10 protein-coding genes are annotated in these 21,398 nt (G+C 56.1%); 9 read left to right on the top strand and 1 reads right to left on the bottom strand.

The features are described from left to right. Window positions 1-80 precede the first annotated feature (80 nt). The 8 genes from P0120_02800 to P0120_02765 all read left to right on the top strand — a co-directional run bounded on the left by P0120_02800 (window position 81) and on the right by P0120_02765 (window position 20,367). Window positions 81-1,406, top strand: coding sequence for a restriction endonuclease subunit S (locus P0120_02800; protein ID MDF0673260.1), 1,326 nt, complete (start codon window positions 81-83; stop codon window positions 1,404-1,406). Further along, the gene (locus P0120_02795; protein ID MDF0673259.1) at window positions 1,406-2,368 is read left to right on the top strand and encodes a restriction endonuclease; all 963 of its coding nucleotides are present in this window, start codon (window positions 1,406-1,408) and stop codon (window positions 2,366-2,368) included. The genes P0120_02800 and P0120_02795 overlap by 1 nt, the downstream gene beginning before the upstream one ends. Before the next feature lie 5 nt (window positions 2,369-2,373). Further along, window positions 2,374-2,610 (top strand): hypothetical protein, encoded by a 237-nt coding sequence (locus P0120_02790; protein MDF0673258.1) that lies wholly within the window; start codon window positions 2,374-2,376, stop codon window positions 2,608-2,610. Window positions 2,611-2,710: 100 nt separating this feature from the next. Further along, on the top strand, window positions 2,711-3,961 hold the full coding sequence (locus P0120_02785) for an ATP-binding protein (GenBank protein ID MDF0673257.1): 1,251 nt from the start codon (window positions 2,711-2,713) through the stop codon (window positions 3,959-3,961). Further along, a complete protein-coding gene (locus P0120_02780; protein MDF0673256.1) occupies window positions 3,958-7,134 on the top strand; it encodes a type I restriction endonuclease subunit R in 3,177 nt (1,058 codons plus the stop codon). Before P0120_02785 ends, P0120_02780 begins: the two co-directional genes overlap by 4 nt. 394 nt (window positions 7,135-7,528) lie before the next feature. Then, the gene (locus tag P0120_02775; GenBank protein MDF0673255.1) at window positions 7,529-7,852 is read left to right on the top strand and encodes a hypothetical protein; all 324 of its coding nucleotides are present in this window, start codon (window positions 7,529-7,531) and stop codon (window positions 7,850-7,852) included. A 216-nt stretch (window positions 7,853-8,068) separates the two neighbouring features. After that, the gene (locus P0120_02770) at window positions 8,069-9,001 is read left to right on the top strand and encodes a hypothetical protein (GenBank protein MDF0673254.1); all 933 of its coding nucleotides are present in this window, start codon (window positions 8,069-8,071) and stop codon (window positions 8,999-9,001) included. Beyond that, window positions 8,998-20,367: a calcium-binding protein gene (locus P0120_02765; GenBank protein ID MDF0673253.1), complete on the top strand. Its 11,370-nt coding sequence runs from the start codon at window positions 8,998-9,000 to the stop codon at window positions 20,365-20,367. The genes P0120_02770 and P0120_02765 overlap by 4 nt, the downstream gene beginning before the upstream one ends. A 40-nt stretch (window positions 20,368-20,407) precedes the next feature. Here the strand turns inward: P0120_02765 and P0120_02760 are convergent, their stop codons facing one another. After that, complete coding sequence (locus P0120_02760; protein MDF0673252.1) at window positions 20,408-20,869, bottom strand: helix-turn-helix domain-containing protein; 462 nt, start codon at window positions 20,867-20,869, stop codon at window positions 20,408-20,410. A 161-nt stretch (window positions 20,870-21,030) separates the two neighbouring features. On the opposite strand from P0120_02760, the gene P0120_02755 reads away from it, so the two are divergent. Further along, window positions 21,031-21,372 (top strand): hypothetical protein, encoded by a 342-nt coding sequence (locus P0120_02755; protein ID MDF0673251.1) that lies wholly within the window; start codon window positions 21,031-21,033, stop codon window positions 21,370-21,372. Window positions 21,373-21,398 lie beyond the last annotated feature (26 nt).

Genomic DNA, 21,398 nt, shown 5'->3' with positions numbered 1-21,398 from the left:
AAATATCACTAAAGGCCCCAAGACCGTCCAAGACCGCTGTGCTGACTATGCAGATAAGAGGAGCCTGAAGGAGCTCGGGTATGTCGGTTGAGTGGCAAGATCGTACGATTGGTGACCTCTGCGACGCGGGAGTTCTAGAACTTCAGACGGGGCCATTCGGCACGCAGTTACACGCCTACGACTATGTCGCCAACGGAGTTCCCGTAGTTCCCACAGAGGCGATTCGTAATCGACAGATCAATCACTCTGTTCTTCCCAAGATAACGCTAAGCAAAGTTGAGGAGCTTGCACAACATCGGCTCAAACCAGGCGATATCCTATTCGCACGTCGAGGCGTGCAGGCAACAGGTCATATCGGTTGCGTGCGTGAGGCCGAAAGCGGGTTTATCTGCGGAACGGGCGCAATACGCTTACGCGTTAGAGCTCATGACGGTAATATCAGCCCTGACTTCCTGTCCCATGTGCTTGCTAACCCAGCGACGGTGGAGTGGTTCAAGTTCCACGCAATCGGAGCGACAATGCCCAACCTCAATGAAGGCATCATTCGATCATTCTCATTCAAAATTCCGCCGCTACCCGAACAATCTGCCATCGCCCATATCCTCGGCACCCTGGACGACAAGATCGAGATGAATCGGCGGATGAACGAGACGCTGGAGGCGATGGCACGGGCGCTGTTCAAGTCGTGGTTCATTGATTTCGTCCCCGTCCGCGCCAAGACCGAAGGCCGCGACCCCGGCCTGCCAAAGCACGTTGCTGACCTGTTCCCTGATTCATTCGAGGATTCGGAGCTGGGGGAGATACCGAAGGGGTGGGAGGTGGGTGCGTTTGGTGACTTCCTGTACCAACGTGTGGAGCGCTGTGCCGCGTCGCTGGAGACGGCAGCTCGTCCATACGTCCCAATCGACTGCATTTCGCCGAAGTCACTCTTTCTGTCTGAGAGCAAGTCGGGTGAGGAAGCTCAGAGCAGTCTCACCAAATTCTACAAGGGCGATATTCTGTTTGGAGCAATGCGGCCGTATTTCCACAAAGTGTGTATCGCCCCGTTCGATGGGACGACCCGTACGACGGCCTTTGTTCTGTATCCACGACGCGCTCATGATTTTGCTTTCGCGACATTGCAGTTACACCACCCCGATACGATCGATTTCGCAACCCGGCATTCCACGGGAAGTACAATCCCCTACGCGGTCTGGACTGATTTGCTCGACACCATGCCTGTAGTTGCCCCGCCCCAAGACGTTCGCGTGGCGTTCAATCACCTGGTGCGACCGATTCTGGTGCGCATTCCGGAGCCTTACTTCGAGAACCGCACCCTCGCCGGCCTGCGCGACACACTGCTGCCCAAGCTCATCTCCGGTGAGCTAAGGGTAAAGGACGCCGAGCGTATTCTTGAGATTGCGTGATGGATATCTCGTTCCACTATCCGCCAGAATTGCTACAGTTGTTGATCGATACAATCCCGAAGCTCTGTAAGTCCAAGCGCGATCTGCTCCTATTCTTCCAAGGCGCGGGCGTGTCCAAGAGTGTGCTAGCTCCCTATGAAGAAGCATTGCGAACCAGCAAGGAGACTTTCAATAAGTATCACGTGACCCGATCGCTCCTAGCCAACGTCAATGAAAAAGGCGAGGGTGCGTTGCGAGAACGGCGGGAGATACTTAAACGTGTGACTGAGTTTGACGACTTCAGCGTGTGCTGGGAGAGTGACCGTGCAGCAGCCAGAGGGCTAGTTGCGCAGGTGCGAGAACTGGTCAACGTCAAAGATAGCTTTACTCGGATGCGCAACGAGAAAGACGAGGAAAGGAAGAAGCGGATTGCAGATCAGGAAGCAGCAGCGAAATTACGGCGGGAGCAGAAAGCAAAGCGGGACAAAGTTAAAGCTGACTTATACGCTTTATTCGCCCAACAAGATGCACAACAACGCGGAAAACTGCTTGAGCGTGTACTGAACGACCTGTTCAGGTGTTACGACATTTTGGTACGCGAGGATTTCACGATTAGAGGCAACTGCGGAGAAGGGGTGATCGAACAGATAGATGGTCTCATTGAGCTTGATGGACATCTTTATCTGGTCGAAATGAAGTGGTGGAATGCCCCGATTGGCGTAGAAAATATCGCTCCACATCTCGTTCGAGTGTTTAGCCGCGGTGGTCAAGCGAGAGGGTTATTCATTTCCTATTCCGATTTCACTGATCCAGCCATTGCACAGTGTCGGGATGCAATGGTTCGTGGGGCTGTCGTGGTGTTATCGAAGTTAGACGAAATAGTCTCGCTTCTTGATGCAGAACGTGATTTCAAGAAGTGGTTGAATGCCAAAATCAACGCTGCCATTGTCGACAAGCAGCCGTTCGCCCGTGAGTTCGGTTAGCCTTTATGAGTAACTTCTCTGAATCCGTAGTCGAAGATGCCGCCCTTGGCTGGCTCGAAGCGTTGGGCTACCAGGTGCTGCATGGTCCCGACATTGCCGTTGGTGAACTAGCCGCTGAGCGCAGCAACTCGAACTATTGCGATGTTGGGTTGGATCAGCATCTGTGCGAGACAGTGCAGCCGCTCGTCCATGGCGATCTGTGGTTCGAGAGCCCCGAGAAGTTCGTCGGGATGGGAAGGTGACGGAACGGGCCGGTTGAAACTAGCGAACAGCCGACACGCATTCTAGCGTTCAGCCGCTCCAAAGACTTGCATTCAGCCGCTGCCGGATTTACCATCAGCTGTGTCCAGAGCTGCCACCCAGTTCCTTCGTTACCTCGCGCCCCGTCTGCGCGAGGCGCTCGGCGATACCCCGGCCGTACTGATACACGGACCGCGCCAGAGCGGCAAGACGACGCTGGCGCGGTCCGTCGGCGAGCCACGTGGATATCGCTACGTGTCGTTCGACGACGAGGCCATGCGCCTCGCCGCCAAGGGCGATCCGGTCGGCTTCGTGAACGGTCTCCCAGCAAGGACCATCCTCGACGAGGTGCAGAGGGTTCCGGAGATCTTCACGTCGCTCAAGGCTGTCATCGACCATCGCAGAACTCCTGGCCGTTTCATTCTCACCGGCTCCGCCAACGTCCTGTTCGTTCCCAACCTCGCCGATTCGCTCGCTGGGCGTATGGGCATTCTGCGGCTTCATCCGCTCGCACAATGCGAGATTGAGAACCGGCGGCCGCGCTTCATCGACACGCTGTTTCGCAGAGGATTCAAGACAGGGATCGCTGACCGCCTTGGCGTAGCCCTTGCTGAGCGCATTGCGGCTGGTGGATATCCCGCTGCCATGGCGCGTCGAGCCAAGGCGCGCCGGTGTGCCTGGTATCGCGATTATGTCGAAACGCAGATCCAACGCGACGTGCGAGATCTGACACGTATCCATTCGCTCGATGCGTTGCCGAAACTTCTTGCTCTGGCCGCTGCCCAGACCGCACGGCTTGTCAATGTCGCGGATCTCTCTTCGCCTTTCGAGTTGACCCGCCAGACCATCCATGAGTACGTGACGCTACTCGAACGCGTGTTCTTGCTGGAACGTTTACCGTCGTGGCATACAAACCGGTTGAGCCGACTCGTCAAGCGGTCCAAGCTCCATGTGGGCGATACGGGTGTCGCCTGTTCGCTGCTCGGTGTCGATGCTGTGGGACTAGACAGGGACCGGCGGATGTTGGGCTCTCTCTTGGAGACGTTTGTGTTGCAGGAGTTACGGCGCCAGGCAAGCTGGCGGCCTGAACCTCTCAGTTTCTTCCACTTCCGCGATCGCGATGACTTCGAGGTAGACATCGTTATGGAGAAGGGCCATTCGGCCGTAGCTGGCATTGAGGTGAAGGCCGCCGCCACGGTTGGCGAAGCCGACTTCCGGGGGCTTCGCAAGTTGCGCGAAGCCGCCCGAGAACGCTTTATCGCCGGTGTCGTTCTCTATGACGGCAGCGCGTGTGTCGACTTCCGCGACGGCCTGTTTGCAGTTCCTGTGCGAACGCTCTGGGAGTCGCCATGACAGCAGCCTTCGCCGAGTCCATCGTCGAATCCGCCGCTCTCGCCTGGCTCGAAGCACTGGGCTACCAAGTGCTGCACGGGCCGGACATCGCAGTGGGTGAACTGGCTGCCGAGCGCAGCGACCCGAACTATCGCGATGTGGTGCTGGAGCGGCGGCTACGCCAGGCGCTTGTCCGCCTGAATCCTGACCTGCCACCAGAAGCACTCGAAGACGCTTACCGCAAGCTGACCCGCACCGATGCTCCCTCATTGGTCGAACGGAACCGCGCTGCGCATCGGATGCTCGTCCATGGGGTGAACGTCGAGTATCGCAGGAAAGATGGTTCGATTGCGGGCGCGCAAGCGGGAGTGCTCGATTTCGAAAAGCCCGATAACAATGACTGGCTGGTGGTGAATCAGTTCACCGTCTCTGAAGGCCAGCATACGCGGCGGCCGGACGTGGTGCTGTTCGTGAACGGATTGCCCCTGGCGGTGATCGAGCTCAAGAACCCGGCGGACGAAGATGCAACCATCTGGTCGGCCTATCACCAACTCCAGACCTACCAGGCACAGATACCTTCATTCTTTGCCACGAATGCAGCGCTGATTATTTCTGACGGTGTCCAGGCTCGCATCGGGAATCTTGGGGCTGGGAAGGAATGGTTTAAGCCGTGGCGAACGATTGCGGGGGTTCAGGACGCTGCGCCCACGATTTCTGAGTTGCAAGTTGTCCTGGAAGGAGTCTTTGAGAAATGGCGGTTTCTCGATCTGGTGCGGCATTTCATCGTTTTCGAAGATGAGGGGCATGGGAAGATCGTTAAGAAGATGGCGGGCTACCATCAATTCCATGCGGTGAATGTGGCTGTCGAAGAAACATTGCGGGCTGCTCGATATGCGGCAGAGCATCGAGCCGCCGATCCCTTGGGTCAATACAAGTCTGGGCATCAGCCTGGTGGTGAGCCTGGCGACCGACGGGTAGGAGTAGTGTGGCATACACAGGGATCGGGTAAGAGTTTGACGATGGCCTTCTATGCGGGGCGAGTGATCCTCCATCCGACGATGGCCAACCCAACCATCGCCGTGCTGACCGATCGCAATGACCTTGACGATCAACTCTTCGGGACCTTCGCGCGATGTCGTGACTTGCTTCGGCAAGACCCTGTCCAAACCACCGACCGCGCCGACTTGCGTGCAAAGCTGAGCGTGGCGTCCGGAGGCGTAGTGTTTACCACCATCCAGAAGTTCTTTCCTGAAGAGAAAGGCGACCGTCATCCCGTGCTTTCTGATCGCCGGAACATCGTCGTGATCGCGGACGAAGCTCACCGGAGCCAGTATGATTTCATCGACGGCTTTGCCCGCCACATGCGCGATGCGTTGCCGAATGCATCGTTCATCGGATTCACCGGGACGCCGATTGAGAAGACCGATGCGAACACCCGCGCTGTATTCGGCGACTACATCAGCATCTACGACATTCAGCGGGCAGTCGTCGACAAGGCGACTGTTCCCATCTATTACGAGAGCCGACTTGCGAAGCTGGAGCTGAAAGACTCCGAGCGGCCAAGGATCGACCCCAAGTTTGAAGAGGCGACTGAGGGGGAAGAAGTCGAGCGGAAGGAGAAGCTCAAAACCAAGTGGGCCCAGCTGGAAGCAGTGGTGGGGTCGGAGAATCGGATCAAGTTGATCGCGCGAGACCTTGTCGATCACTTCGAAGATCGCCTGGCCACAATGGATGGGAAGGCGATGGTGGTCTGCATGAGCCGACGAATCTGCGTGGAACTCTATCGAGAGATAGCTGCCCTACGTCCAGAGTGGCATGCCGATGCGGATGACCAAGGGTCGATGAAGGTGATTATGACCGGCTCGGCTTCCGATCCGATCGAGTGGCAGGGCCATTTCCGGAATAAGAAACGCCGCGAGGACATGGCTCTACGGTTCCGTGCCCCTAAAGATCCCTTTCGACTCGTCATTGTTCGTGACATGTGGCTGACCGGTTTTGACGCGCCAAGTCTCCATACGATGTACCTCGATAAGCCGATGCGCGGGCATGGGCTGATGCAGACCATTGCGCGTGTGAACCGCGTATTCAAGGATAAGCCCGGGGGATTGGTCGTGGACTACCTCGGCCTCGCCGACGAACTGAAGCAGGCTCTTGGGACCTACACTGAGAGTGGCGGAACCGGTAAGACGGCGATTGACCAGGCAGAAGCCGTCGCGGTGATGTTGGAGAAGTATGAAATATGCCGAGGCCTCTTCGGTTCATACACCACGTCTGCCGGCCTGGCGCCGGGCTTTGATTGGTCGCCATGGATGACCGGCAAGCCGCAAGAGCGACTCTCGGTCTTGCCTGCTGCACAAGAGCATATTTTGAAGCAGCAGGACGGGAAGGCACGTCTCCTCCGTGCTGTGACCGATCTTTCGCAAGCCTTCGCGCTGGCTGTGCCGCATGAGGAGACCTTCCGCATTCGCGATGATGTCGGGTTTTTTCAGGCTGTCCGTTCTGTGTTGGCGAAGAGCACTCCAGGCGAGCGGAAAACTGACGAGGAACTCGACTATGCGATTCGACAGATCATTTCAAAGGCAGTGGTGTCCGATGAGATCGTGGACATTTTTGCTGCTGCTGGGCTCAAGAAGCCGGATCTCTCGATTCTCTCTGATGAGTTTCTCGCGGAAGTACGCGGGATGCCTCAGAAGAACTTGGCGGTTGAACTGTTGCGTAAGTTGCTGAGCGGAGAGATCAAGGTACGGTCTCGGAGGAACGTCGTGCAGGCGAAGTCCTTCGCAGAGCTGTTGGAGCAGGCGGTGCGAAAGTACCAGAACCGAGCAATCGAAGCCGCACAGGTCATCGAGGAGATGATCGGCTTGGCCAAAGACATGCGTCGGGCCCATGAGCGAGGGGACAGGCTTGGTCTGACCGAGGAAGAGATGGCATTCTATGACGCGCTCGAAACCAACGACAGTGCGGTGAAGGTGCTCGGAGACAAAACGTTACGGACCATTGCGCGCGAAGTGGCGGAAGCAGTTCGCAAGAATGTCACGATTGATTGGACGGTACGGGAGAACGTCAGAGCTCAGCTCCGTGTGATTGTAAAGCGGATTCTCAGGAAGTACGACTATCCACCAGATAAGCAGGAGAAGGCGACCCAAACTGTGTTGGAGCAGGCGGAGGTCTTGTGCGCTGAGGTGGCAGCGTAAAGCACGACTCTGTGGCATCCGAGGTCTTTGACCCTGAAGAATCTTGAACACTAGAAAAGGTACCGGGATTCTTTTCCTATTGGGGCGATGGCGTGGTAAGCCCTAGCCTGGTGTTTACGAGTCCGTGGGCCTGTCAGTGGGCCGTCACAGCGCCATTGAGACTGTCCGGCCTGGTTCCATCCCCCCTCTTTCGGCTAGTTACAACCTCTCGGCGCTTTCGTGCAGATTCCACCCGGCCCGTTTTGAAGCCGATTTGACGAGGACTTTCTTGACAGCTAACTGACAGCCCCTTAGACTCACGCACCCATCTGATTAGGAACACAATGCATCTGCTTGTTCCTGTGTGGTCATGGTCCTCACGGTCTCTTATCCCCAGACAAAGGAGTGTGAATGTATGGGCGAATCTAAAGACACCACTATTGCGTTGAATGTACGATTGAAACCCTCCGAGCCCTCCGCTCACCCACGTGCAGCGAATTACACCAACGTCGGCGTTGCGCAGGGCATTGCCTATCTGGATTTCGGCTTCATCGAGCCGGCGCTGCTTGCTGCGATTGCAAAAGCTGCGAAGAATGGTCAAGCGGCCCCGAAAGGCTTGGACGGCCATCTCGTCACCCGCGTCGCGATGGACCTTGGTGCTCTGACTCGACTGCAGCAGCAGATTCAGCAGGTGCTGGTGGGGTTGCGCGACGCAAGGAAACCAAAGACAAAAGATTGAATGGTAGAAGAACAGGCGAGTCATGTGGAGCGCAATGAGGAAACTCACGGCAACAAGCAAGAAGACTTGAGAGGTCTGATCATGCAGCGATTGTGGCTGATTCTGACATTTCTCGTGATGACCGTAAGCCCGCATCGGGCGGCCTGGGGAGATTCAGCACCGCCGTATCCAATCGTTGATTCAGGCGTATGGGCAACGAACAGCTTCCCTGGGGATGTGTATTGGCTCGACAATGAGCGGGTGCTGTTTTTGGGCAGCGAGCAGGGGAAGCCTGTCTCAAAAGAACATGAGGCGGTTGTGGTATGGGACACAATGAAGAATTCTGTGGTCGTGCAGAAACACAATATCTCATCCCTATGTTATCGGAACGGCATCGTGTTGTTGGGACAAAAGATAGATAACCCAGCCGGCGGCCCCTGGAAGTATAGATTCTTTCGTGGGCCGTTGGGGAAAGAGCAACCGTATCAGCAAAACACTAATGACTTACCAGATCCCTTGAATTGTAGAGCAGTGAAAACGAATGCTAGTCATGAGCGTGGTCACAGTGGTCGGTACCTGATTGAGGGACATGGATACCTAGATCTGGGGGATAAGCATGCCTCTCCTCGCATGAATTCGCCAGTCGTGTTTTTCAAAAAAGGAGACTCGGAGGGATTGGCCTTACCGTTTGGTGTACGTCAGGTGGAGCGCATCGACTATGTTGATTTCAAAGGTGCGTACTTCTTGTATGGGTGGTTCTTTGATCCTGCCACAGGGGGTGTTACCAATCTTTGGCCAAAGAATAGGCCACATCCAGTTTGGTTTTTAACGCCTGACGGTAATGTCACCGAGATAAAGATTCCATCAGGAGCGTGGAATGCAGGAGGCGGTGTTCGCTTTGATCCAACGAGGAAAGGGATGACCATCACATACCATGGTGGGTTTAAGTCTTACAACGACCCTGGCGCTCAGGGAGTCTATCTTGTTCAAGAGAACGGAGACACGCAAAAAATCATCACAGGATTCGCTATTCGAGTCGGTATTTCGCCAGATGGGTGCAAGATTGCTTTCTCTCACGCGCCCAATCTTGAATCTGATCGCCGCCCCACCGACAAGAATCGTCGAACGCTCAAAATGATTGATCTCTGCTCAAAAGGAGCCCAACCATGATCTCCGAGACTCAAGCGCAGACGTTCTTAGCCGCAAGCAGTCTGGCCTATCAGCCTGCTGGACCTAGTCCTGGCAGTGGTTATCAATTTTTGCGAGCGTTCCCCGACGCCGGGACAGGCTTTCTCGCTCTCGTTTACCGAAACCTTGACACGAACAAATGCATTGTTGCATTTACCGGAACGCAACCGAGTTTTCAGGACGCGTATTCGGATCTCAATTTGGGGTGGCCTCAGTGGGCCGCAAACAAAGGTCCTCTATTTGATTTTTTGGCTGAGCTAAGGTCTAACGGGAATCTTAATCAAGTAGACTTCACTGGCCATAGCCTTGGAGGAGCTCTCGCACAGTATGCGGCATATGATTACTCCAACGAAACAAATCACGCCCCACTTACTTTAACCACATTTAACGCCTTTGGTGGTGTGCAAGGCATTGTGCAAAATCTTGCTCCTGGCCAGGGCTACGATAGCGCGCGTTTGGCTGGCATTGAGGTGAACCACTTCCGTGCCGCTGGTGACATGGTCAGCCGCCTTGGTGAAGGCCACGTCGGCGGCAATGTGCGCGTGATTGATTTTTCCACTCCCGATTTCATCGCAGCCCACCGCCTAGAAACCTCTTTCTTGAACCCGACCAACGCTGGGTATCAGCTCACAGTTCTGCCGTTTGCCACGCCGAATTACTTGCATGTCTCCACAGGGCAGCAGCTTGGCGCTGCGCTAGGCAACCTGTTCAACGACGGGACCTATAACGAATTCGAGGCCGCGCTTCGGACAACGGGGGCATTGTTGCTCGTGCTGCAACTTGCTCCAACCAATGAGATCGATCAAGTGATGGACGCCATGTTCCCGCAGTATGCCCATGTGAATTGGAACACGGTGCGGTCCATTCTGCCGGTTTCCGGTGGGGCTGTGGCGCTTGGCGGTGCAGGGCTGATTTTTGCCGCCGGCGTCTATGAAGGCCTACAGGGGGCGGCGGAACAGTTGGGTGAGGTCAAAGCAGTTCTCAGTCGGATCCTGGGAGAAAACTTCGCCTCGCTCAACAACTTACCGACCGGGCAAGCCACTCTTCGCATGTCTGTGTATCTAGCGGCCACGTCAGGAATCGGCTTGGTCGGCTCCGCGCTGGGTCAAGCCTTAAGCGGTCTCATCATTGATTACGCACAGCTCACGACACATTTGCTCAGTGATGCCGATTGGCTGACCAATAGCATGAACTATTTGCGAGCACAAGCGAACGCAGCAGGACAGAATGCAGCAGACTTTAGTGCTCGGTTAGCATCGGGAATCTACCAAGAAGCTGGCGCTTTAGCGGGTGCCGCTACGGATTTCCTGACCAACACGACAACGGTCCTGGGAATCTTCCTTCATGACACAGCCCAAGGCATAGGCAATGCCGTGCTGGATTTGCTTCACGATGTGCCAGACACCCTCTTTGATCTCGGTCGCTCGCTCAGCTTTGCGGAGCTCAATCCGTTCACCAACGCGTATGCGCAGGCGCTAAGTGATCCGAGACTGGATTCCGCGCTTCGGACCGCGCTTGAAGAGGCTCAAGCCATTGTCCAGCAGGCCGGCCAAACGGTGGTGATCCAGACAGGAGTGGGGCCGAATCCGTTTCATACGCCTGGTTTTGTGCCGGGCGGGGCATCGAATGCCACGGTCGAGGAAAACCTTGGAGAAGTGTTCCGTCTGTCGTTACCTTTTGCAGCGGGAACGGGCGGGCAACGAGTCGTAGTACGATTGCAGGGCTCACAGGCCGACCAACTCAGTGTTGCGACGGACGACGGCGCACAGACCATCGGAGCCGATGGGAGATTTCAAGTGATCGTGCCGGAGGGTGCCGATCAAATCCTATTTACCCTAGTCGCGAGCGACGAGGTGTCAGCCGACGCCACCGTTACACTCTCCGCCACACTGGTGGATACCAATGGTGATGCGACACATACGACGCAGATTGAAAGCGTGGTGAGCATGAAGCCCTTCGCAGGCAATACGGATACCCGCTACCAGATATATGAAGAAAATTGGGAAGGGGTGACGGATGGAGTTGCGATGGGTGTTGCCGGACTCTTTCTGGCTGGATCTCCTGATGGCACGATCGAAATTACTGGGGCGTATCATCAACATCTGACCGGGGGAGAAGGTCGCGATGCAGTTATATTTGATCATCTGGCCCATGGGGACGACGTGTTTGTCGGAAATGGAGGAAACGACTACTTAGTTGGAGGAAGAGGTCACGATGCTCTTTATGGTGGAGACGATAACGACACGTTGCACGGAGATTACTTTCTTGATGACGAGCCGGAAACTCCTTGGACGTATCCAATCCCTGACCCTCGGGGAGCCCGTGATGGGAGAGATTATCTTGATGGCGGAAACGGGAATGATCTCTTAGGGGGTGGTGGAAATGCCGATCGACTGCTTGGAGGGGCCGGCAATGATGTGCTTTGGGGGGATGTCTATACAACTGGCAAGATTGTTCAGCGGAACCCTGACGGAAGCTATGTGACCCAATATGCCACGGGTGTTCTTCACCCGGGCGACGATGTGCTGGAAGGAGGCGCGGGCAACGATGCGCTTAGCGGCGATAGCGGAGACGACTTCCTGGACGGCGGTGAGGGGGATGACGTCCTCATTGGAGACACGGAGCAAGGTCTGAATTTGATTTATCCTACCACGCCCGGCAATGACTTTCTGACCGGCGGTGCCGGCAATGATCAATTGGATGGGAATGCCGGGGATGATGTGTTACTGGGCGGATCGGGGAATGATCTGTTGTCTGGGGATGATGACGGTATTGATCCATCTCAGGAAGGGGATGATTGGCTGGAAGGGGGCGACGGGGATGATGTCCTGTTTGCCCGTGGTGGTGATGATACCTTGCTCGGCGGTGCCGGCGTCGATGCACTATATGGCGGGGTGGGGAATGATAGTTTGGTCGGTGGCGAGGGGAATGACGTAGGGTTTGGAGGCACAGGAGACGATGAGATCGTTGCGGGAAAGGGAGACGATCAGTTCGATGGGGAAAGCGGTAACGACGTCGTATTCGGTGATGAAGGAAGCGATGTGCTGATCGGCGGCGATGGCTTGGATGAACTGGACGGCGGCGAAGGCGATGATCTTGTGAGTGGCGGAGCCGATGCAGACACGATCTTTGGCGGAGAAGGGAACGACGAACTCCAAGGCGGATTGGGTGATGATGTCCTCGCTGGTGATGCTGGCGACGACAGAATCTTCGGTGAAGAGGACAACGATCAGATATTCGGTGGCGATGGCAATGATGGGCTGAGGGGAGACGACGGCGATGATCTGATCGACGGAGGCGCGGGTGACGATATCCTCGTCGGTGACGCGGATGGTCAGATCGGAGGAAGTGGAGGAAACGATACTCTTGCTGGGGGTAGTGGAAACGATACGCTGGTAGGTGGAGGCGGGCAAGATACGTATCTCTATGATTTAGGCGACGGGTTTGATGTTATCGAAGAAGCCGCTGGAGAGGGGAACCGGCTCGTGTTCGGAGCGGGAATCAGCTCAAATGCCATTATAGCGGCTGTGGGTCCGAACGATTCTCTCGTGATTCGCACCGGTAACGGAGAAGATGCGGTTCAGATCCAGAACTTTGGCACCAATAACCTGAATGGGGCCCATCCGATCGACTCAGTTGAATTTTCTGATGGGTCCATCCTCACCTACAGTCAGCTCGCCGCAAACGGGTTGAGCATTTCGGGAGGTCTCGGCAATGATCAGCTCACCGGCACGTCACAAGGAGAACGAATTTTTGGAGGGGCCGGCAACGATGTGGTCAATGCAGGGGCTGGAAACGACGTATTGATGGGTGCCGCCGGCAACGACACGCTGTTTGGTGAAGCGGGGCAGGATACTTATATCTTTGCTAAGGGCGGCGGGTTCGACACCATCCAGGACACGTCAGAAGAGGGCAATCGCCTGGTCTTTGGCTCGGGGATTTCACAAGCCAATCTCAGTCTCAGTTTCAAACAAGTCACTATTCCTGGTGGAGGCGGCGAGGAGGAGGGAGATCCCGGTACGGCCATTAATTACCTGGTCCTACGCCCCGGGGGGGCGGGTGATGCGGTGGAGATTCAATGGTTCGATCCCGGCAACCAGTTGGCATCCCTTGGAGTTGACCAGTTCGTGTTTGCGAACGGGACCATGTTGACGTCTTCCCAGCTACTTGCGAATGGATTGGAACTAGTGGGTACGGCCGGATTCGACACTCTGGATGGCCAAGAGATCTACCGCACGATTCGAGGGCTTGCCGGCGACGACCTGCTGATTGGAGGGACGATCGGCAACGTGATCGACGGGGGCGATGGACGCGATGTGCTGCTCGGCAACGGTGGGCTCGATCAGATCTCCGGCGGGTCTGGTGACGACGTCATGCGGGGCGGCGATGGCAACGATGTACTGAACGGGGATGCTGGGAATGATTCGCTCGAAGGCGAGGCAGGCGATGATGTACTGATTGGCGGCGTCGGGGACGATCAATTGCTCGGTGGAGACGGGAGCGATACCTATCGCTTCAATATAGGAGATGGGCTCGATTCTGTGTTTGATTCCGGTTCTGATGCTGATACCGATACGGTCGTGTTCGGCAGCGGCATCACGTCCAATTCGGTCTCGCTCTCCTCGCAGTTTGGGCAGATCGTTATTACCGTGGGAGGCGGTTCAGACGGGATTCAGTCAGGCTCTGCCTTCGATGTGTTCGGATCGCAGACGATCGAGCAGTTTCAATTTGCGGATGGTACGGTGCTCTCCTTTGCTGATCTGGTGGCACGTGGCTTTGATATCGACGGCACCGAGTTCGACGACTTTTTATCCGGCACCGATCTGGTCGATCGCTTCCGCGGTGGGCTCGGCAACGACCGATTTGAAGGTGGAGAAGGCAACGATTCCTATTTCTTCAACCTGGGCGACGGCGTCGACACGATCATCGATTCCGCATCAGCCGAGGCAGGCAACGAGGTTGTGTTCGGGACCGGCATCACATCAACTGATCTCCGTCTCAATCTTACTTCCGATCAGTCTCATCCCAATCAGAGTGATCTGCTGATTCGAGTCGGGACGAGCGGCGATGCGATTCAACTCGATACGTTCGAGCAAAAGAATGTGCTCGGCCTACGCACGGTGGAGTCTTTCCGCTTTAGTGGCGGAAGTGTTTTAACATACGAGCAACTGCTCGCCGGGGGGTTCGATCTGACCGGAACTGACGGCGATGATCAGATCACCGGCACGAACACGGTGGATCGGGTTGTTGCCGGTGACGGTGCCGACGTGGTTCGGAGCGGACTGGGCGACGACACACTCGATGGCGGGTTGGGGACTGACCGGTTGATCGGCGGGCAGGGCAACGACTCGTATCTCTTTGGCCCAGGGGCAGGTCAAGACACGATTGTAGAATTTCAGGGCAGCCTGGATGTGATTCGCATGGCACCCGAGGTGGCTCCCTCAGATGTTGTCGTTACCCGGAACAACCATGACCTTGTCCTGAGTCTCAGTGGTGGCGCCGACCGGCTGACCCTGTCTCTCTACTTCCTTGCCCCTCCGTTTCAGATCGAGCTGGTGCAATTTGCCGATGGCACGGTTTGGGATCAGGCCTTCATTGAGAATCTCACGCGGTCGGTCATTACCGGGACGGAGGGACCGGATTCTCTCGTTGGCACGAGTGATCACGATCGTTTGGTTGGCCTAGCCGGAGACGACCAACTAATCGGATTGGCCGGTAACGATCTACTCGATGGAGGGACCGGGGCAGATCAACTCACGGGCGGGTTTGGTGATGACGAATATATCGTGGATGATCCAGGAGATGCGGTTACGGAGCTAGCGGATGAGGGAATCGATACGGTCAAGAGCAGTGTCACACGTACCCTGGAAACCGATGTCGAGAATCTTACATTGACGGGGAGTGCGGCTATTCATGGCACCGGCAATGCACTCGACAATGTGCTGATCGGCAATAGTGGTGCCAACGTCCTGACAGGTGGATTGGGGAACGATACCTATGTGGTCGGCGCGGCCGATACGGTGGTTGAATTGACCGGAGAGGGAACGGACGCGGTGCAGACCAGCATCAGCGCAACGCTTGGAGCCAACGTGGAAAACCTCTCGCTCACCGGCAGTGCTTCATTGATCGGAGTGGGAAATGAACTGGACAACGTGCTGAAGGCCGATGGGTCGATCAGTGTGCTGGCGGGTGGTGACGGCAACGACACCTATGTCATCGGACCGAACGGCGATGACGATATCCTTGTTGAAACCACCACAGGCGGCATCGATAGGGTGATTGCCGGCCACGATTATCGCCTGCCGGTGAACATCGAAAATCTCACCCTGCTTGATCCTCGAGTGCCGGACTTTGCGAGTTTCTCCCTCATCCTCTACGCTTCATTCGAACAATCGGTGGCCGGATATGGGAACAATTTAGCGAACACCCTCATCGGCGGCCGGGCGAACAATATGTTGGACGGCGGACTTGGCGCCGACACGTTGATTGGTGGCGACGGCAATGACACCTATGTCGTGGACCATGTCGGCGACATGGTCATTGAGGAGGCCAATGAAGGTGTAGACACGGTGCAGAGCACTGTGAGTTACAGTCTCAGCGTGAATGTCGAGAATCTCACGTTGAGTGGAACCATCTCCATCAATGGAATCGGTAACATGCTGGATAACGATGTACGGGGCAACGATGCATCCAACGTGGTCGACGGATGGTCTGGGAATGATGCACTTTTCGGATTCGGTGGGTCCGATACGTATCTCTTCGGCCTGGGCTCGGGTCGCGATACGGTGTTCGATTCAGAGGCAGCCGGTGAGATCGATACGATTCAGTTCGATTCGACGGTGGCTGCTGAAGCTGTCGAGGTCTACCGCAATGGATTCAACCTTGAGCTGGCCATCAGCGGGACGACGGACGAGTTGACGCTTCTGTCGTTCTTTGGTTCGCCCGAATACGATCAGAAGCAGGTCCGATTTGCCGATGGCACGCTGTGGAGCAGTGCCGAGCTGGGCGCACGGGCGCTGATCGGCAACGTCGTCACAGGGTCATTCGAAAGTGAGACCATTCTGGGAAGCGATGGCCATGATGTGTTGATCGGATCGGGCGGGAACGATGTATTAATGGGAGGGCGTGGTAAGGATACCCTATACGGAGATCTCACGTTCCAACCGCTGTCTGGACAACAGGTCATTGGTGACGACCGGCTGATAGGAGGGGCCGGTGACGACAGCCTCTTCGACTTCAGGGGCAATAATCTTTTCGATGGAGGGGCAGGGGACGATACACTGATCCTCGGGACAGGTGTCGATCGGGTTCTCTTCGGTCGAGGAGCTGGTGTCGATCACGTGACGCTGGACAATAACAGGAACGACATCGATCTCATCGAGCTGGCCGCCGAGATCGCTCCTGCCGATGTTGCAATGACGTGGCGCTCTCCTTCCGTTGCCGACATTATTATTTCTGACAGCGGGGACCGACTGACCGTAGTGCTCTCCACCGATTGGTTCGCGGTGGGGCCGGAAACCACGCAAGCAATCGTGCGATTCGCTGATGGTACTCAATGGAACTTGGTTTGGTCATCTTCGAACGTCGATATCCTCACAGCTACTTCATCCGATGATGTCCTCGCAGCTTCCTTTCCCGCCACTCTCGCCGGGCTGGATGGGGATGATACCTATCTCTTGGGAAGCTCGGGCATCCCTGGGAATTATGAGGTTATCGAGGCGCCGGGCGAAGGGATTGATACTGTTCAGAGTGCGTACGACTACACCTTGCCCGCCAACGTCGAGAATCTTTTCCTCACCGACTTCATCGCCGACAACGGGGTCGGAAATGAACTTGATAATCTCATCGTGGGTAATACACGTGACAACATCCTTGACGGCGGTGCCGGGAACGATGTGTTGGTTGGAGGGATCTTTCGTGAGCTAGAAGGGCCACCCTACATCGAAGGAACCGGCAGCGATATTTTGATCGGTGGAGAGGGTGATGACATTCTGATGGAGGATGCTGGAAACCTCTCGTTTGTTGGTGGGATACCATTCCTAGGCGGCGGGCTGGATAGACGAGACGCCGTTCCACGTGAAGCCGACGATCTTTTAATCGGAGGGCTCGGCAACGATACCTACATCGTCCACGATCAAGAGCAAGGGGCGGTGGAGTTGGAGAATGAAGGAACCGACACAGTGAAAAGCACCGTTTCCTATGTGCTGGGAGAGCATCTCGAAAATTTGGAACTCATCTCACCCCCGGCGATCTCAGACGAGGAGGAGAACCGCATGCCTCCGTCGCCGCTCAATGGTACAGGCAACGAACTGGACAATGTCTTGATCGGCGCGGAAGATGCGAATGTGCTATCTGGTCTCACAGGTCACGATACTCTCGTTGGCGGGCTCGGCAACGACATGCTCCGCGGTGGGGCCGGCCACGATACCTATCTCTTCAATCTCGGCGACGGCATCGATACGATCGAGGATGTCGCGGCTGTCGGCGAGGGGAACCGAATTCAATTCGGCGTAGGGATCAGCCGGAATGACCTCACCGTGGCGCATGATGAAGTCGCTCGAACGCTCACCATTCAAGTCGGCACGGGTGGGACGGACCGGCTGGTGCTAAACGGCTTCGATCTGACCGGTGTGAATGGCACATCCGTCGTTGAAACTCTTGCCTTCTCAGATGGCAGCACGGCAAGCCTTGCCGGCTTCTTCGGACCGACTATCACCGAAGGGAACGACACGATCACGACCGGAACCGGGGATGATGTAATCGATGCGCTCGGTGGCAACGACATCGTGGATACCGGTGCCGGTGACGACACCATTGCCGGAGGAACCGGGGATGACACGCTTACGGGCGGTCCTGGCGACGACACCTATGTCTATAATCCTGGTGACGGAGTCGATACGATCAATGATACAAGCCTACCTAGCGGTACGAATACGCTCGAATTTGGTGCGGGAATCGATCCCACCGATCTCAGTCTGGATTTGGGTTCGCTGCTGATGCGTATCGGCACCGGCGGTGATGCTCTTCATCTGTCCTATTTTGATCCAAACAATGTGTTGGGGCCGCGCACGATCGAAACCTTCCGATTTGTCGATGGCACCGTCCTGTCTTATGACGAGCTTGTCCAACGCGGGTTTGATCTGACGGGGACCGACGGCAATGACTCCATCACCGGCACGAATGTGGTTGATCGGATCACGGGTCTCGCAGGGGACGATCTCTTGATCGGTGGGCGCGGCAACGATTCACTGACGGGCGGTCTCGGAAGCGATACCTACATTTTTAACATTGGTGATGGAAGTGACACGGTTGATGATACGGCGCTGCTCGGCGCAGGGAATCGAATTCGATTTGGAGCCGGCATCAGTCAAAATGACTTGATCTTCATGCAAGACGAGGCTGCGCGCACCTTGACTATCTATGTCGGGATCGATGGGACCGATCGACTGGTGCTTGCCGATTTTGACCCCCGTGGCACGAATGGTTCCCTGGTGGTTTCGGCACTGGAGTTTGCCGACGGGAACGTGATGAACCTGATTGACCTCTATCCTCCGAACCATGCCCCGACGGTCACGGTTCCGGTGGCAGACCAGACCGCCGCCGAAGACTCACCGTTCGTTTTTACGGTTCCCAGTACTACCTTCACCGACCCAGACCAGATCCACGGCGATGAGCTATCCTATGAAGCCACGTTGGCCACCGGCAGCCCGCTGCCGGCATGGCTGGGCTTCGATCCGATCACACGCACGTTCAGCGGTACGCCAGGTGCCGGCGATGCTGGTGTGCTGCAGCTCGCCGTCACTGCCACAGACCAGGGTCATCTCAGCACGACCGAATTCTTCACGCTCTCTATCTCTGGTCCTCTGCCCCAAACACTCGTGGGCACGCTGGAAAACGATGTGCTGACCAGCGGCCGGAGCGACGATACGTTGCGCGGGCTGGCAGGGAGCGATCAGTTAAATGGTGGACAGGGTGATGATCTGCTCGACGGCGGCGCCGGCAACGACACAATGTATGGTGGCCACGGCAATGACACCTATGTCGTGGATGCCACCGGTGATGTCGTGAGCGAATTGGTTGATGAAGGCACCGATACGGTGCAGACCTCGCTCCTTACCTATACCGTGGGTCCGAATGTCGAAAACCTGATACTGACAGGGACTGGGCCAAGCATGGGGACGGGGAATACCTTGAGCAATCAGCTGGCCGGCAACAGCGAGGCCAACCTGTTGGACGGCAAGGCCGGGGCCGATACCATGGTCGGTGGTGCGGGGAATGACTTGTATATAGTGGATCAGGCCGGTGATGTCGTGACCGAAGCGGCCAACGAAGGCGTCGACACGGTCGCCAGCTCTGTGACCTATGGTCTTGGGGTGAATGTAGAACACCTGGTCTTGACTGGCTCGGCGGCGATCAATGGGATCGGCAACGATCTTGACAACCGGCTCACGGGCAATAGTGCCGCCAACGTGCTGACTGGGTTGTTAGGCAATGATACCTATGTGATCGGTGTCGATGATACGGTCATTGAAGAGGTAAACAGCGGTACGGACACGGTGGTCAGTAGCATCACCCACACCCTTGCTGACAACGTGGAGAATCTGACTCTGGTGGGCTTCACCGCGATCAGTGGAACCGGCAACGAGCGGGCCAATGTGCTGAATGGTCTGCTTAGCCTAGCGGGCAATACCCTGACAGGAGGAGGCGGCAACGATACCTACATCATTGGTTCTGGAGACACCGTGGTGGAGGTCGCTGATGGGGGGACTGATGAGGTTCAGACGGGCCTGACCCATACGCTCGGTGCGAACGTGGAAAATCTCACGTTGACCGGAATCAGTGCCGTCAATGGAACGGGTAATTCGCTCAACAATATGCTCACCGGCAACGGTGCCAACAATGTCCTTAACGGCGGAAACGGCAACGACATACTATCCGGCGAATTGGGAAACGACGTGCTCATCGGAGGGACAGGGAACGATACCTTCCTGTTCTCTCGCGGTGAGGGGCAAGATGTGGTGCGGGACAATAGCGGGCCAGCGGACCAGATTCTCTATGATACCGGCATCAATCCGCTGGATCTCGTGATCAGCCGCCAGGCCAATGACCTGCGATTAGCCATCCATGGTTCGACGGATACGGTCACGATCCAGAACTGGTATACGAGCACAGCGAATCGTACGGAAACGATTCAAACAGGCAACGGAGAGATTCTGCTCAGTACGCAAGTGGACCAGCTCATCCAAGCGATGGCGGGTTTTACGCGGCAGACCGGCCTCACCTGGGATCAAGCCATCGATCAGCAGCCGCTGGATGTGCAGGCCGTTCTCGCTGCCAGCTGGCAATAGATGAGGAGTAGGAGTGGCTCAGAGGGTTCAGATGGTCGCACTAATCGCTGGGGGGCTCGAAGTGTCCTGAAGGGCGTTGTTGCCACGGCACGGGCGTTTCCCGAGATTGTTTCACCAAACTGCGGAGACTCATCTCAGCGGCCCGCAAGAATCTTGGGTCACCGGCTTGCATGAGTGTCGTCAAAAGGACATAGAGCGATCGATCAGTGTGGGATCCCGCCAAGATCCGTTCTGTGACCGGATCTATCTGAGAAGCGCGCGGCTCTTCCATCTCATCTGACTCTGCGAACAGGCATTCGAAGGAGTGTGGACTGTCGAACAGCCATGAGGGAGGAATGCGAAAGGCGGAAGCAATCGCTTCAATCGTACCGGCTGTGGGGTCCGCCTGATCCGCCTCGATCTGCTCAAGGAAGCTGTGGGAAATACCTGCCGCGTCTGATAACGATTGGATGGATTGGTTTCTCGAGAGTCTCCAGCCCCGGATGAATTGCCCTATCGACATAGGGCCATAATACACAACGAAGGGGTGAGCTGCAATAACATTGCGCGAGGAAAATGTGATTTGTTCAGTAATATGAACATCTTATGTGCTACTTCAAGATCAGGCATGAAATCGGTATAATGCTGCCGCAAGTTTCATCTCGTTGAAGGAGGTGGGGACCCATGTTAGGAACCGATATTCGGGGCATCATGGCTGAAGAAGAAGAGGTCCAGCGTCGTCAAGAGGCGCTTAAATCTCTCATGACGATGAGGGCCAGGCAACTTCGAGAATCCTTGGAGGAACGAATCAAGCGTGCCAGGAACAGCGGGGATTGGACTCAGCTGTCCAAGGCGGAATGCGCAAGTCTGCACAAGCAGGAAAAGGCCCACTTGAAGTCTCAGCTTGAACAGTTGCAGTTCGAGCAAACTCGGACTCGCGGAAAGCTGACTGCACTGAAGCGAGCCAAGGTGAGGGCGCAGCGTATCCGTGCGGCGGAAGCAGCCTCCGAACGAAGGCGCAGGTGATCGACGGCTGCAGCTGTCTTGGTACG

It is taken from the genome of Nitrospira sp., assembly GCA_029194675.1.
Taxonomy (GTDB): Bacteria; Nitrospirota; Nitrospiria; order Nitrospirales; family Nitrospiraceae; genus Nitrospira_D.
Note: the sequence above shows the minus strand (reverse complement) of the source record. Positions and strands in the feature narration are given on the sequence as shown.

Coding starts and splice junctions, on each gene's coding strand:
- P0120_02765 (MDF0673253.1), top strand. CDS start 8,998: ATGATCTCCGAGACTCAAGCGCAGACGTTCTTAGCCGCAAGCAGTCTG.
- P0120_02800 (MDF0673260.1), top strand. CDS start 81: ATGTCGGTTGAGTGGCAAGATCGTACGATTGGTGACCTCTGCGACGCG.
- P0120_02790 (MDF0673258.1), top strand. CDS start 2,374: ATGAGTAACTTCTCTGAATCCGTAGTCGAAGATGCCGCCCTTGGCTGG.
- P0120_02755 (MDF0673251.1), top strand. CDS start 21,031: ATGTTAGGAACCGATATTCGGGGCATCATGGCTGAAGAAGAAGAGGTC.
- P0120_02795 (MDF0673259.1), top strand. CDS start 1,406: ATGGATATCTCGTTCCACTATCCGCCAGAATTGCTACAGTTGTTGATC.
- P0120_02780 (MDF0673256.1), top strand. CDS start 3,958: ATGACAGCAGCCTTCGCCGAGTCCATCGTCGAATCCGCCGCTCTCGCC.
- P0120_02760 (MDF0673252.1), bottom strand. CDS start 20,869: ATGTCGATAGGGCAATTCATCCGGGGCTGGAGACTCTCGAGAAACCAA.
- P0120_02775 (MDF0673255.1), top strand. CDS start 7,529: ATGGGCGAATCTAAAGACACCACTATTGCGTTGAATGTACGATTGAAA.